Raw genomic sequence first — 14,790 nt, forward strand, 5'->3', positions numbered from 1 at the left:
CACTTCGCTGCCAGCCAAGGAACTAACTAAGGTGATGGAGTTGGGGCAGCAGGCTCAGCGGGTGCGGGGGCTGGTATTGCAGGAGCCGGAGATTCTGGGGAAGGGACTTCTGGCGCCGGAGACTGGTAGGGCACAGCCGGCGTTACCGGAAACGGGACGTTTCCTGACAGCGGCGCTGGGAAATCACCAGGCTTGGGATCATTGAAACCCGCAATATAAGGAGCCGTGGGGGCCAACATACTGTCGGGAGGCTGAACAAGCTGCTTCGCCGTGTAAGTGGTTTGCTCCTGCGCAACGTTCATCACGGCAGCCCACTGTGATCCGGCCAAATTAGCCCCATCAACGCCAGCGTAATACTGACCGTTGATGACGATGTCCTGGTTTACCCACTGATCGCCGTTGCCTTGGTAGCTGCCGAACCATGACGCCGTCGAAATGCCGCTGGTGGCACCCACTGTCCACGTGTCAATATTTCCGTCAGTGGTGCCAGTCTTGGCAAAGGCCGATGACTTGTCGTTCAGCGGGATATTCCAACCGGAACCGCGTACCAACATAGTCTGCAGGGCGTACGTGACGCCAGCTGCCACCTCTGAACTCATGGCGCGTTTGCAGTCGGCACCGGGAACCGGGTACTTGGTTCCGGCAGTGTCAGTGATAGAGGTCAACGCAATAGGACTGCAGCGGATACCGTCATTAGCGAAAGTGGCAAATGCGGTTGCCATATCAATGGGAGCCACATTGTTCGTGCCGATCAACTTGGCGATGGAAGATAGATCATAAGGCTGGTTGGTGCCGCCGTCTTTGACACCAGCCGCCGTCGCCATTTTCTGGATATTGCAGAAATCCAAGGCTGTTGCGGTTTGGAAGGTGACGGTGTTGATGGAGGTGAAAAGACCCTGATAAGCGGTCATCGAACGGTAGTCATTGGGGCCGTCATTAGGCAGCAGATCACTGCCCGGAATGGCCGGATCGTAGAAACCAGTGGTCTTGCCGCAGCTGTTGATCCAGGGGTAGTCGACCGGGTACTCCCGGACAGTGCCATCGATGCTCGTCATCATGGAGTGTCCGCTGTTGAGCCACTCTGCGAAGACAAAGGGCTTGAACGTTGAACCGGGCTGGAAACCACCAGCACCGTTCAGTGGTAAACCATTGGCGTCGTTGACGGGCAGAGCAAAGTTTCCCATGTAATTGCCCGGTTGCGTTGCTGGGTCATAAATAGTGTTTTGAGCCATGGCCAGGACGTTGCCAGTTCCCGGCTGCACGCTCACAATGGCGGCTCCGCGCTGCAAGGGATCCGTGGGGCTCATGGTGGCCGTGACCTGCTGCTGTGCCTCATTCTGGAGCGTCGGATCTAGAGTCGTTTTGATCGTCAACCCAGCCTGGTAGAGGACTTTAGTGCGTTCTTCCACAGTGGCGCCAAAGGCTTTGTCATTGAGGATGAGCTGTTGCACATAGTCGCAAAAGTAGGGAGCCATAGCGGCTGCGGCGCAGCCCTGGTTGGACTCCGTCACCTGCAACGTGAGTGGGGTCTTGACAGCGGCGTCATGATCGGCAGCGCTGATCTTGCCTTGTGCCAGCATCCTGGCCAGCACGTCATTGCGGCGGTCCACCAAATGATCGGGCTGGGAAATGGGATCGTAGTAGCCGGGGTTATTGACAACTCCAGCCAAGGACGCTGCCTGCGGCAGCGTTAGCTTGGCGGCGGTGGTGCCGAAGTACAGCTTGGCCGCAGCTTCAATACCGTAGGCACCGTTGCCGAAATAGATGATATTCAAATATCCAGCCAAGATATCGTCCTTGGACATTTCATTTTCCAAGCTGATGGCTAGCCGAATCTCATTGACCTTATCGGCCATGGTCTTATCCAGCCCGAACTTGGCCTGATCCGTTTTGCCATCGGAGACGAGCTGCTCAATGAGCATGTTGTTCACGTACTGCTGGGTGATGGTGGAAGCGCCTTGTCTGCCGCCCTGGGCTGTGGCGACGAGAGCCCGCAAGATACCCGTGGGATCCACTCCCCCATGCTCATAGAAGCGGGAGTCTTCGATGGAAACAATGCCCTCTTTGATGAAGGGTGACATGGCGTCCAACCCAACTATCTGACGGTCTTGGGCATAAAGGGTGGCGATCGTGGCGCCGTTGGCCGCCAGGATCGTTGTGGCTTGCGGCGGGGCGCCCATATCCAGTACCTGTGGGGCATTGGTAATGAAATCATCGGCACTATGCGCGGCGGTCGTGGCTATGGCTGCAGCCGGCACAAAAAGGGCGGCCACGAGGACCCCGGCGATAGCACAGATAGCAAAGAACCGTCCCAGCTGGGCCAAGGTCGTGCCAGTGCCAGTGCCGGTGAGGAACCCCTTGCCGGCTTCAAAGGCTGCGCGCCATCTGCGACCTGACTTCGCTGCTTTCCCATTTGAATTCGTAGCCATATTCTTTGCCGGGTCTGGTTTCGGTGTTGCGTCCTGGACCATGCATATTCCCCTCAGTAGCTGTGCACGTGTGGCTGGCCGTCGTCAGTAGCTAGTAATTCTCCTATAGCACTGCGAGGCACGGGCCATTTAAGGGTGCGCCTTCAAGATGGGAGTTTCCTGAAAGGAGCCAACCTGCCCTAAGCGAAAGTGCAGCTGGGAAATGGCTGGCATGAACGTTCCTGGGCCCGCCTTGCCCGGTGGAATAGTTCGGCCACCTCCCAGCCTTGGTCAAGGACCGAATGTTGGGCGCCGCCCAGCGCGCCGGACGCACCCTAGAGTATGTCCAGCTTTTGCCTGCCAGTAAGACAACTGCCGGGAAGACAGTGGACTCTGCAAGGACGCGCCACGTCATTGCGCCAGGGTGTACTGATTTGGGTGAAATTAGGGTTCAAGAGACCCTGCACCAGTGTCTGGAACTCGCGGTTGTTCCAGGACTGCGCTGGCATGAATTGGCCATTGAAGAGGGCCCCACCGTGGCGCGGGTGGGGCAAGCGAATTTCGGGGCACGTGCCCTCCCGGATAGCTGTTAATGGCCTGTGGCTGACGGTTGAATCCACAGTAAAAATTGCCATGAAATGCGGTCAATGGCGGCGCTGGAGCCTCTGGAGTCGTATGCTCGGGTCATGGCTAAATTCTTCGACATTCACCCGCACGATCCGCAGGCGCGTTCCGTCAGCCAGATCGTTGAAATCATCCGGTCTGGCGGTTTGATCGCGTACCCCACGGATTCCTGTTATGCGCTGGGTGCGCAACTGGGAAATCGTGAGGCTCTGGATCGCATCCGGAGCATTCGTCAGCTGGATAAGCATCACCATTTCACACTGGTCTGCAAGGACTTTGCCCAATTGGGCCAATTCGTCATGGTCGACAATGACATTTTCCGCAGTATCAAGGCCGTCACACCTGGGCCCTACACCTTCATCCTCCCGGCCACCCCAGAAGTTCCCAAGCGGCTGGCGCACCCGAAAAAGCGGACCGTGGGTGTCCGCATCCCGGATAGTCGCCTGATCCACGACATCCTTGAAGAACTCGGTGAGCCGATGCTCTCCAGCACCTTGTTGCTCCCCGATGAAGAGGAGCCACTGACGCAGGGGTGGGAAATCAAGGAAACTCTTGATCATGTGGTGGATGCCGTCATCGATTCCGGCGACGTTGGCGCCGAACCCACCACTGTGGTGGACTTCTCCAGCGGCTATGCAGAAATAGTTCGCCGGGGAATGGGCGATCCCAGCCGGTTCGAATAACACCGGAGCCCAATTTTTCTCCGAACGTCGGCCGAACTCACCGGAACTTTAACCTGAATTCCGGCCCTTGAAGCGCGTGCCACTGGAACTTGACGCCAGTTGTGACTAGCGTGGATGTGGCCGGGCAATAAAGGGCATTAAGTAGTCCCGGCTCGCTGAAAAGCCAGTAAGAACACGCAAGAACCTGATCGGAATAAGCGCAAGCACACTCACAGGATTCGAGGGAGTTTCAATGGTCACCAAAAGAACGGCACATGCAGGTTACACAGTTCCCGGACTGTCGTTGCAAGACGGACATAAGATTGCAGCGCTGCTTCAGGGGCGGCTGCACGCACTGAACGATCTCCAGCTCACGCTCAAACATGCGCATTGGAATGTTGTTGGCAGGGACTTCATCAGCGTTCACGAGATGCTTGATCCTCAAATTGAGCTGGTTCGAGCCATGGTTGATGAGACCGCAGAGCGGATTGCCACCCTTGGCGTCTCCCCCAACGGCTTGCCCGGAGCACTGGTGAGCGCGCGTTCCTGGGACGATTATTCCATTGGGAGGGCGCACACCAGCGCCCATCTGGCGGCCCTTGATGTGGTGTATTCAGGGTTCCTGAAAAGTCACCGCCAGACACTGGCGGCCGTGGGTGAGCTGGATCCGATCACGGAGGACATGGTCATCAGCCAGTGTGCCCAGTTGGAGTTGTTCCAGTGGTTTATGCGCGCGCATCTAGAGGACGACGCCGGTGACCTCGCCACTGCGGGTAGCAAAACCGAACGGTCAGCTGCTGCGAAAGCACCGAAATAGTGCCGGATCTGGCCCCGGTTTTGGGGGCTCTGCGCGATTATCCGCAAACGGCCATTGTGACCGGTGGCGATAGGGGAATTGGCAAGGCCACAGCTATTGCCTTGGCTAATGCCGGATTCGATGTCGGATTCACGTGGCATGACGACGAAGCTGGCGCAGCTGACACCATCCAGCTGATTGAAGACTTGGGCCAGCGAGCAGTATCTGTGTGCTTGGATACCACTGATGCCGCCAGTTGCGCTCCGGCGATCACAACGCTGGCGGAAGCGCTGGGATCGTTGGGGGTGTTCGTGAACAACGTGGGTATTGGGCTGAACAAATCAGTGGTGGACACAGAGCTGCATGAATGGCAACGAATTCTGGACACCAATCTCAACGGCGCCTTTCTTTGCCTCCAGGCAGCAGCTAAGTTGTTGATTGCCGGAGGTGTTGGGGGTCGGATCGTGGTGGTGACCAGCATTCATGCCCATCAGCCGCGTTTTGGTTACGGCGCGTATTGCGCTTCAAAATTTGGCTTGGACGGTCTCACGAAAACACTCGCCGTGGAACTTGCTGGCCACGGCATCACCGTTAACGCTGTTGCGCCGGGTGAGATTGCAACGCATCTGCCCGTCACCGAGACCAGACACCCGCATCAGATCCTCCGGCCAGGGATTCCGCTCGGATACGGCGGAACAGCAGCGGAAGTGGCTAATGTGATTGTCTTTTTGGCTTCGCCCGGATCAAGTTATGTTACGGGCGCCAGCTGGGAAGTTGATGGCGGTATGGCAGAAGTGGGTGCTCAAGCCAGCTCGCACGTGGCCACCAATGAGTGGCGCGAAGCCACGCTAGTAGGCACCAGCTAGGCGAGGTAGCAGTAGCCAGCTGTCAGGAGTGATACTAGCCGGCTAGGCGGGGCAGTTGCCCGCCTAGCTGGCTACATCCGTTTCTTGACCTTTGCTGTTGCCGGTGCGCTCCATGGATCCTCGGGCCAGGGATGCCGCGGATAGCGTCCGCGCATCTCGGCCCGAACCTGTGAATAGGGTCCGCTCCAGAAGGAACTTAAATCATCAGTCACTGCGAGGGGCCTACGGGCGGGCGAGAGTAAATGGAACAACACTCGTACCCTGCCGCTGACCAATCTCGGGGTCTCAGCCAGCCCAAAGCATTCCTGCAATTTAACAGCGGCCACGGGAGGCCCATCGCTAGAGACCTCTGGATAATCAATCCGGATGTTCGATCCGCTGGGTACCGCCAATGTTTCCGGCGCCAGCTCTGCCAATTTGGATGCCTCGGGCCAGGGCAGCAAACGGCGTAAGGGATCGGTCAGCGAGAGCGAGGAAAGTGACTTGCCGGCTGCCACGGATTCCAATTCAGGCCCTAACCAGTCTGGCAAGCGCCGCAAAAGTGCGTCGTCGCTGACATCGGGCCAAGGCTCCCCCAACTCACGGTGCACAATGGCCAAACGGCGGCGCAGCGCGTCCGCAGCACCGCTCCAGGTGAGCAGTCCCAGCCTCTCCTTTGACAGAGCGGAAGCGACGGCTTCGCGACCTTGCGAAGGTGTGGCCTTGGCGGGAGTCGACAGTAAAACAATGGCGCCCAGCCTACGTTCGCGGCGCGCAGAAACCTTGCCATTGCCAAAGGTCGCCACCACAGAGTCTTGGAGCATATGTGCCGCGACCCGTTCCGCGTGTTCCTGATCCAAGGGCGCCGCTGAGCGAATGATGGCGCCAGTTCCGGCGGCATCACGGCCCTGCGCGCGGGACACTTCCGCCACCGCCAGCCACTTGTGACCGGTCAAAGAACTGCCGGCCGGTAAGCCCGCACGAGTGCCCGACGACAGCAGATACTGCTGCCCAGCAGCATTCTCCACCAGCCTTGCCACCCGGTCAGGGAAGGCAAGTCCGACGACGAACCCCACCCCCTCAGCGGCACTCACCTTCCCGGAGTGCGAACCAGCTGGTGGTCCAGTTAGGAGGCTGGCTGTTGCATCGGTACTAACCTTGCGGGCGTCCTTGCGAACCAGCGTCTCAAGCCTGCGCACTTCCTGACTCCAGCGCTGCGATCCCGCATCGCGACCGGAGCGCATGGCAGAAAGTAGCGCAGTGAGATCGGCGCCGGGAGCTCTGCCATCTCCGGAGACGAGTGCGACAATTTCAGCGGCGGCCTTTGCACCTACGGCGTGTGCGCCGTCGAGCAATGCGCGGGCTAGGCGCGGATCCGCCGGGATATCGGCCAACGTCCTGCCCAGAGCAGTGGCATGGCCGGTGGCATCAACAGCCCCCAGCTCGCCGAGGATTTCCACAGCAGCAGCAAGAGCAGAAGCCGGTGGCGCATCGGGCAAACGGAGGCCAACTCCCCCGGGTGCACCCCAACAAGCCAAAAGCAGAGCCGCGGCACTGAGATCGGCCACAGCAATTTCCGGCATGGGATGTGCCGGAGCAGCGGCAAACACCTTCTGCTCATAACAACGCACCACGGTTCCGGGGCCCAAGCGAGCAGCACGTCCGGCACGTTGCTCAGCCGAGGCACGTGAGGTGGAGACGGTCACCAATCCCGTCATACCTCGGGCAGCATCGCGGCGGGGTTCGCGTGAAAGTCCAGAGTCCACCACCAGGCGAACGCCGGGAACGGTCAATGAGGATTCCGCCAAAGAGGTGGAGACAATGATGCGGGGCAGTCCTCCGGGCTCACGCGCAGAAACAGCGCGGTCCTGTTCACGGGCAGAGACCTGCCCGTGCAGTTCTAGGACTTCGATTCGGGGTCCATCTGAGCGACTGACCACGGAAGGTGACGCAGCAGAGTTAGGTACGTCCGGCTGCAAAACCGCTGAACGCAGCCGGGAAGCTATATAGGAAACCTCCCACGCGCCGGGAGCAAACACCAACGCGTCAACGGATGGATCTAGCGCCAGTGCCGAGGCGTGGGCCACGGCAGCGGTATCGGCTACGTGATCCAAAAAGCTGCGCGTGATTCCGCGCTGGTCCATGCGCGGCTGCGCTGAGGGAGCCCACTGGAGCTCAAGGGGGAACAGCGCTGAGGGGCAGTCAACCACGGGAGCCGGGGACCCGGCGTCGTCCGTCGCTAAGAGCTGAGCGAAGCGGGCAGCGTCAAGAGTGGCAGACATGGCAATGAGGCTAAGATCGCTGCGCAACTGCCGGACTTCGCCGAGCAGGCCCAGCAACAGGTCGGTGTCGAGGCCGCGCTCGTGGACCTCGTCCAGAATTACTGCCGCGACGCCATCCAGCCCGGGATCGTGTAAGAGCCGCCGCAATAAGATGCCCGGGGTGAGGAATTCAATGATCGTCTCGGCGCTGCTATGACTCTCGCCGCGCACGGAGTAGCCCACCTTGTCGCCCAGCGCAGTGCCATCCAAAGATGCTAAGCGCCGGGCCGCTGAGCGGACGGCGACACGGCGGGGCTGGGTGACCAGAATCCGGTGGGCGGAGGTGGCGCCGAGTGCATTAGCTGCCAGAGGCGGCACCAACGTTGTCTTGCCAGTACCGGGAGGCGCCTGGACTACTGCCGAGGCGCCATCGTGGGTGCCACTTTCAGGGTCAGGGCCCGTGCCCTTGAGGATCGCAGCCAGATCGGGCAGGGACTGGGCAAAGACCAGGCCCTTCCCGATCGTGGCAATATTGAACGGTCCGCCCGGGATTGCGCCCGGAGCGGGAGATGACATAGGAAATCAGCCGATCTGCAGTTCGCCCATATCATCCCAATCGCTGCCATCCACCTTGCGGGAGATGATCTTGGGGGTGGAGACCACGGCGGGGCGCATGGTTTCCATGCCGGCCTTGAAGTGTTCGCTGTTGACATGGTTGCCGGCAGCCTCGTCGTCAAGGAACGCCTCAACCAGAACGAACTCGTTGGGATCAACCACACTGCGTGACCAGTCGAACCAGAGATTGCCTGGCTCGGCGCGGGTCGCTTCGGTGAAGGGGGTCACTAGATCCATAAACGTTGCGGTGGCTTCGGGCTTTACTTGGTATTTAACAACAATGAAGTACATGCTTCTAGCCTATCCCGATGCGGGGACATGCAGGTGCTACCAGCCGCGTTCGCGCCACTGCGGTAGCGAGGGGCGTTCGGTGCCCAAAGTGGTTCCGTCACCGTGTCCAGGGAGCACTAATGCCTCATCTGGATAGACATTGAAGAGGCGTTCTTCGACATCGTTGAGCAGTGAGGTGAAACGGGCTGGCTCGTCGCCGGTGTTGCCCACGCCGCCGGGGAACAAAGAATCGCCGCTGAAGATGATAGGCGCAGCTTCAGGTTCTGACTGCAGGACATAGGCGATGGAACCAGGGGTATGGCCGCGTAGATGAACTGTTGCGAGCTTGATTCCAGCCACCGAGAGAACTCCGCCATGAACCAAAGCGTGGTCAATGGCCACGCCGGCTTCCTCTGCAATACCAAAGATGTCATCCGCTCCGGCCGCCGTTGGTGCTCCGGTTTGGGACACCAGTTCGGCAAGCGCCCGGACGTGATCCCAATGCTGATGTGTGGTGGCGATCATGGCCACGACAGTGGGGACGTCCGCATCGCTCGCTGAATCGTGCAGCAGTTTACTAATTGCCGGGAGATCATCGGCTGCGTCAATGAGGATCTGAGCACCGGTGGACTTGGCGGTAATTAAGTACACATTGTTGGCCATGGCCGAGACTACCGCCCTGCGTACTGTGTGGGCGGGAAAGTCATATAGCAGTGAAGATTCAACAGTCATATGAGGAGCCTATCCCCCGGGCGGGGAATCAAAATAGCCTAACAAGGCTCACTGGCCGAACTAACGGGACCAATAGAGCCCAAGAAGAGCAAAAGGTTCGGCATAAGCGTCACCAAAGGTACCGACGTCGAACTTTAGGGAAGTGCAGTTTCGCAACGAAACAAGTTTGTGACGCAACAATTAGAAATATTACTTCTCTTTTGAGTTCGGAGCGTTCAGGCTGGGTGAATGAGCACAACACGCACATCAGTCCCAGTTCTAGACCTCTCCACCGCCCGTAATTCGGACGGCTTTTTCAATATGGAGTTCATCGACGCGCTGCGCGACGCGGCGCACAATGTCGGGTTCTTCCAGATCATCAATTACGGCGCCGCGGAGGGCCAAGTTGAGGAATTATTGGAGACAGTGGCCGGGTTCTTCCGCTTGCCGTTGGAGCAGCGCCTCGAGCTGGACAACCGCTCCTCAGCCCAGTTCCGCGGGTACACCCGTCTGGGTAAGGAAATTACCCGAGGCCGTGCCGATTCCCGCGAGCAGATCGATTTCGGGCCCGACCGCGAACCTCTGATTGACGTCCCGGAGGACCAGCTGTTCCTGCGGTTGCAGGGACGCAACCAGTGGCCCGCGCAGTACCCAGAGCTGGAGCGCACCGCCTTGCAGTGGACTGCATTGATGGCTCGGATCGGTGTAGATCTACTCGAGGGCATCAGCGTTGCATTGGGCCTGCCGGAGGATTACTTAGCTGAACCGTTTACCTTCGCTCCTGCGTGGATGGGTAAGTTGGTGCACTACGTTGGCGGACAGGTTCCCGAAGCTGGCACTCAGGGTGTTGGCGCGCACGCCGACTACGGCTTCATCACTTTGCTGTTGCAGGACACTGTGGGAGGCCTAGAAGTTCAACCGCATGGCCAGGAAGAGTGGCTCCCGGTTGAGCCGATTCCTGGCGCCCTTGTGGTGAACCTCGGAGAAATGCTTGAGGTGGCCACCAATGGCTACCTTATGGCCACGATCCACCGGGTGACCGCTCCCCCGCCCGGCGTGGACCGCTACTCGGTCCCGTTCTTCTGGTCCCCGCGCCTCGACTCGGTGATTGAAACGGTCCCGCTGCCTGCAGCTCTAGCGGCCGAAGCCCGCGGCGTCAGCGATGATCCGGATAACCCCATGCTGTCCTCCTACGGTTCCAACGTCCTCAAAGGCTGGGTGCGGGCCCACCCGGAAACGGCAGCCATCCACTACCCCGAACTCGCATAAACGCTGGCACGTGGCGGGTAGTGGGGCCAAGATGACCCACAATAAACGGCGACGCCGCGAACTGTAGATGCAGTTCGCGGCGTCGCCGTTGGTGAATAACCCTAATGATTGTTGCGGTGGTGCCTAGTTCTCATCTGCGTCGACATCGGGGCTGTGCGTGCCGGAGTTAGCCGTGCCGGAGTTACCTGTGCCGGAATTGCCCTTGTTAATGGAGCTGAGGAGTCCACTAGCAGCTCCGGTGGAGGAATCTTTGGCACCGCCACCGACCATGCCCTGCAGCAGGCCAATGATGTCCAGACCTGTGGAGTCCTTGATCAGCTGCGTTGTCTGCTGAACGCCGTTGGAGACGTTCTTGCTCAACTGGCTGGCGCCGTCGTTGGAAATGACTGTCATGTCCTTGATGGCTGCCATAGGTGCTGCCACCTCGCGGGCCATGGCGGGAAGGACTTCCAAGACCTTGCTCAGGATGGCGGCCTCGTTGAACTTCTCATATGCCTCAGCTTGCGCGGCAATACCGGCAGCCTCTGCCACACCCTTGGCCTCAGTGGACTCAGCCTCGGCCTGACCGCGGGACTTGATGACCGCAGCATCGGCGCGGCCACGAGCCTCAACCACAGCAGCGTCGGCGTTACCGCGAGCGGTGGAGGCCGCTGCGTCTGCCTCGGCGGCAACCCTGTCACCCTCGGCCGTGAGCCTACGCTTAGCGAGCTCTACCGTGGCTTCGATTTCAGCAGCCTCTGAAGCACGACGGCGTTCCTCCAGTTTGGCGTCAGCCTGCTGGATCAAACGGTACTTCTCGGCGTCTGCCGGCTTGCGAACCTCGGTGTCGAGTTCCCGCTCGCGCAATTCGGCACGGCGCAGGGCAACCTGCTGATCGCGGATGATGACCTGCTCCTGCTGCTCTGCAGCAGCCAAGGGGCCAGCCGCATCGGCGCGAGCCTGGCGGGCGTCGGCCTCTTCCTTGAGCTCGGCACGCTTAATGATCAGCTGCTGCTGAGCAAGGGCCACCTGTTCATCAGCAATAGCCTTGGCCTGCTCCGCTTCCTGCAGGAACTGAGCTTCAGCAATCTTGGCGTTCTTCTCGGCCAAAGCAGCCTCGGGGCGACCCAAGTTCTGAAGGTAACCGGAATCGTCGTCGACCGATTGGATTTGGAAGGTATCAATTTCCAAACCCTGGTTGTGCATGGAGTGCTCTGCTTCTTCCTTCACACTCTTGGCGAAGGTGGCGCGGTCTTTGATGATGGATTCAACCGTCAGAGTACCCACAATAGAACGCAGCGAACCGGAGAGGGTCTCCTGCGTGTAGTGGTCAATGGCTTCCTGCTGATTGAGGAATCGCTGGGCTGCCTTGCGGACAGAATCGGCGTCGCCGCCTACCTTAACCTGCGCAACACCTGTCAAGTGAAGCTTGATGCCGTTCTTGGAAATTCCCTCGATCTTCAGCGAAACCTGACGCGAGGCCAATGAGAGAGGGTAAGCACGCTGCGTGAAGGGGTTAATGAAGATCCGGCCGAACACCACGCGCTGGCTGTTGGGATCCGGTTGGCTCTTGTTGTCCTTAGAGGAGATGACAAGAGCTTGGTCGGGACTGGCAATATGCAAAGCCATGCGTGAGATCACGGCAGCAATGATGATGAGCACCACCAACACGCCGAGCCCAATGAATAAGGGAATGAGGGTCAAGAATGACATGACGCCTTTCGGGTTCACGGCGGCCATGCTGAGACCCACGGCACGCCTGGTGAGTTCAATCCTACGGACATTGCTCACTTTCTCCACATGATGGTGAAAAGCGTCGTTTTTGTTAAGGGGCCATTCCTGACTGCACAAGGACATGTTCGACGGCGTCGCGGCGGTGGATCTTTTTATCGTTGCGATCAAAACCCTTGGCATCCATATTGTTGCCGAGGCGGAAGGCCGCCAGGGCAGCGTCGTAGAGCTCATTCAGGCGCTGACCTGTGTACTCACCCGTGGTGCCGTCGTTGAAGGTGATGGAAATGAGCGTCTTGGAGGGGAAGTGACGGCTCATACGGACGTATCCGTCGGTGTCTTGCTTTAGCTGAATCAATGCGTAGCCGTTTCTTGTGGTGTGCGTTTCTTGTGGTGTGCGTTTCATGAGAGTGGAAAGCCGTTTTGGTGAGCTGGATTATTCCAAGTCGGGAAACCAAGACTCTCATAAAGATGGCAAGCCACAGCATTCTCGCAATCCCCAGGCAGTTCAATGACTTTGAGGCCGGACCGTCACCCTCGGCACCAGTCCGATCAGGTAGTACCAAGAGTGAGGGTCCTTTCCGGGCGGAATCAGAACGGAAGAACGTACCTCTAACCCCACCATTCCTACTGGGGGGATGATCTCCGGCGAACAGCATCGTCGAGGAAGTTACGCTCAAAATCAACCTGGATTTCTCAGCACGCGAGGCGCCCGGGGTACCCGGCGCGTAGGTCGCGTAGGTGATGACTTCATGGACTCTTCGTGCCCAGGCAAGAGCCCAGGGAAGAGTAGGAAATAATGCAGGCACTCCAAGGTGACCTGTTGGCCTGGAGTGCAGCTCAAGGTGCAGAACTATTGGAGGCGCTTGCGAACCATTTCTGAGATTGCCTTGCCATCGAAGCGGCCAGCAATTTCTGCCGTGATGGGCTTCATAGCCAGACCCATCTGGCGCATTGAGAGTTCTCCCTGTTCTGCTTCAAGGTCGGTGATGATGCGGTCCACAATGGCTGCTGCTTCTTCAGCGTCAAGTGCCTTCGGCAAGTACGCTTCGATAACTTCTGCCTCTGCTAATTCCGCAGCGGCTCGATCTGACTCGCCAGCCTCGGTATAGATGCCAGCGGTGTCGTGACGCTTTGCGGCTTCCTTCTGGAGCAGCGTGATGACCTGGGCGTCATCGAACTCGGTGGGTGTCTTGCCGCCCTTTTCACGCGTTTCAATCTCACCTAGCACGTTGCGGACAGTGGTCAGGGCAATCTTGTTGCCAGTTTTCATGTGCGCGATGACGTCATTTTTGAGCTGTTGTTTCAGTGTAGACATTGGCTCCCCTAGGTTGCATATGGTGGCCGCACAGCGGCCGTCGGAACTAATTATTCCACCTTGGGGAGCTCAGCTTGTGCCCAACTACTCAGAGACTGTTCTAGAGTCCGAAAGGCCGTTCGGGTGGTTGTGGTGGCTCCATGGGATCTGGCGGGAAGACCGGCTCTGGCGGATATGGCGGTGGCTGTGGTCCGCTGGGATCCGGTGGCTCAAACGGATTTGGTGGTTGACTCGGGTCGGGGTAAATGGGTGGTTGGCCGGGATCGGGAATGCTGGCCTGGGCTGGGTGAGGATACTGGGCCCCCTCCGTCACCTTAACTTCGTAGTGATGACCCATCATGATCCGGTAACACGCGGTTCAACGTCTGGATTCGGAGTGGTTTCTTCCTCGAGCAGCTCCGGTGCGGGGACGAGTAGTTTGAACGTTTCTTCCACGGGAGATGCGGGTTTGTCGGTTGCTTGGGGCGGCTGTTCGCTCGATTCTTGACTCATGGCCCTAGGCTACGCGTCAAGCCGTTTCGGCGGAACCCCTCCGCTGCCAGCCAGCGCTCAGCCTTGCCTGACATAGTTCTCTGTTCCAGAACAAACTTTCGCTAAGGTTGGGCATGCGTAAAAAACTCATCATTGCGGCAATTGCACTACTAGCACTCATCGCCGGAATCTGGGGCGGAAGCGTTATTTACGCCTCGCTTCAGAATGAGCAAGCCAGCGCAGAGTTGACGCTCGCACCCCCGAGCGCAGGCGCGCCCAGCACTCTCTCCGAAGATGGCCTGGCCGGAACGTGGACCATTGGCCAGGAATCAGAGGCTGGTTATCGTGTCAATGAGGTCCTCAATGGCCAGCCGGTCACCGTGGTGGGCAGAACATCGGATATTAAGGGAGAGGCCACCATTGAAGGAACCCGGCTGACGGCTGCAACCGCTGAAGTTGACATGCGCAACGTAGCCACGGACAACGGCAGCCGCGACGGGCAATTTCAGGGCATCCTGAAAACGGGTCAGTTCCCGTCCGCCACGTTCACCCTGACCGAGGCGGTGGACATTGGCGCCATTTCCGGGGGTAGCGCATCCACCGAAGCTGCAGGAGAACTCACTCTTGCCGGTGTTACCCAAGCTGTCACCGTGAATCTCAAAGCTCAGGTCACCAGCGATGGGGTCGATGTCCAAGGCTCCATCCCCATCACCTTTTCTGATTTCGAGATTTCAGCACCCAACTTGGGGTTCGTCAAGGTTGAGGATGCCGGGACAGTCGAAATGTTGCTGCACCTCAAGAAATAGTTCCAAGAGCGTCAGCGCGCCCAA

At 58.9% G+C, this 14,790-nt stretch carries 13 protein-coding genes; 5 read left to right on the plus strand and 8 right to left on the minus strand.

Annotated elements, in window-relative coordinates; all coding sequences use genetic code 11:
- Positions 1-26 precede the first annotated feature (26 nt).
- On the minus strand, positions 27-2,429 hold the full coding sequence (locus ACX80D_RS04675) for a transglycosylase domain-containing protein (protein ID WP_459321469.1): 2,403 nt from the start codon (positions 2,427-2,429) through the stop codon (positions 27-29).
- 665 nt (positions 2,430-3,094) lie between these two features.
- Between ACX80D_RS04675 and ACX80D_RS04680 the strand changes: the two genes are divergently transcribed.
- The 3 genes from ACX80D_RS04680 (at position 3,095) to ACX80D_RS04690 (ending at position 5,356) form a co-directional block, all read left to right on the plus strand.
- Positions 3,095-3,715, plus strand: coding sequence for an L-threonylcarbamoyladenylate synthase (locus ACX80D_RS04680; protein ID WP_459321470.1), 621 nt, complete (start codon positions 3,095-3,097; stop codon positions 3,713-3,715).
- A gap of 232 nt (positions 3,716-3,947) precedes the next feature.
- Positions 3,948-4,511 carry a Dps family protein gene (locus tag ACX80D_RS04685; RefSeq protein ID WP_459321471.1) on the plus strand — a complete coding sequence of 188 codons (564 nt, stop codon included), beginning with the start codon at positions 3,948-3,950 and terminating at the stop codon, positions 4,509-4,511.
- Entirely contained in the window at positions 4,511-5,356 is an 846-nt protein-coding gene (locus ACX80D_RS04690; RefSeq protein WP_459321472.1) for an SDR family oxidoreductase, read from the plus strand. Before ACX80D_RS04685 ends, ACX80D_RS04690 begins: the two co-directional genes overlap by 1 nt.
- A 71-nt stretch (positions 5,357-5,427) precedes the next feature.
- Here the strand turns inward: ACX80D_RS04690 and hrpB are convergent, their stop codons facing one another.
- The 3 genes from hrpB to ACX80D_RS04705 are packed head-to-tail and all read right to left on the minus strand — an operon-like array spanning position 5,428 to position 9,213.
- Complete coding sequence (hrpB, locus tag ACX80D_RS04695) at positions 5,428-8,172, minus strand: ATP-dependent helicase HrpB (protein ID WP_459321473.1); 2,745 nt, start codon at positions 8,170-8,172, stop codon at positions 5,428-5,430.
- A 6-nt stretch (positions 8,173-8,178) separates the two neighbouring features.
- Positions 8,179-8,502, minus strand: a complete 324-nt coding sequence (locus ACX80D_RS04700) for a putative quinol monooxygenase (protein WP_459321474.1) — start codon at positions 8,500-8,502, stop codon at positions 8,179-8,181.
- 36 nt (positions 8,503-8,538) lie between these two features.
- Complete coding sequence (locus ACX80D_RS04705; protein ID WP_459321475.1) at positions 8,539-9,213, minus strand: MBL fold metallo-hydrolase; 675 nt, start codon at positions 9,211-9,213, stop codon at positions 8,539-8,541.
- Between the two features lie 228 nt (positions 9,214-9,441).
- On the opposite strand from ACX80D_RS04705, the gene ACX80D_RS04710 reads away from it, so the two are divergent.
- A complete protein-coding gene (locus ACX80D_RS04710) occupies positions 9,442-10,461 on the plus strand; it encodes an isopenicillin N synthase family dioxygenase (protein WP_459321476.1) in 1,020 nt (339 codons plus the stop codon).
- A gap of 123 nt (positions 10,462-10,584) precedes the next feature.
- Here the strand turns inward: ACX80D_RS04710 and ACX80D_RS04715 are convergent, their stop codons facing one another.
- From ACX80D_RS04715 to ACX80D_RS04730, 4 genes are all read right to left on the minus strand, one after another.
- Positions 10,585-12,231 carry a flotillin family protein gene (locus ACX80D_RS04715; RefSeq protein ID WP_459321477.1) on the minus strand — a complete coding sequence of 549 codons (1,647 nt, stop codon included), beginning with the start codon at positions 12,229-12,231 and terminating at the stop codon, positions 10,585-10,587.
- A 34-nt stretch (positions 12,232-12,265) separates the two neighbouring features.
- Positions 12,266-12,577 carry a hypothetical protein gene (locus ACX80D_RS04720; protein WP_459321478.1) on the minus strand — a complete coding sequence of 104 codons (312 nt, stop codon included), beginning with the start codon at positions 12,575-12,577 and terminating at the stop codon, positions 12,266-12,268.
- 447 nt (positions 12,578-13,024) lie between these two features.
- Positions 13,025-13,489, minus strand: a complete 465-nt coding sequence (locus ACX80D_RS04725; protein WP_459321479.1) for a GatB/YqeY domain-containing protein — start codon at positions 13,487-13,489, stop codon at positions 13,025-13,027.
- A gap of 336 nt (positions 13,490-13,825) precedes the next feature.
- Positions 13,826-13,981: a hypothetical protein gene (locus ACX80D_RS04730; RefSeq protein WP_459321480.1), complete on the minus strand. Its 156-nt coding sequence runs from the start codon at positions 13,979-13,981 to the stop codon at positions 13,826-13,828.
- Between the two features lie 113 nt (positions 13,982-14,094).
- Between ACX80D_RS04730 and ACX80D_RS04735 the strand changes: the two genes are divergently transcribed.
- A complete protein-coding gene (locus ACX80D_RS04735) occupies positions 14,095-14,766 on the plus strand; it encodes a YceI family protein (RefSeq protein ID WP_459321481.1) in 672 nt (223 codons plus the stop codon).
- Positions 14,767-14,790: the final 24 nt, after the last annotated feature.

This window comes from Arthrobacter sp. Sr24, assembly GCF_054511175.1.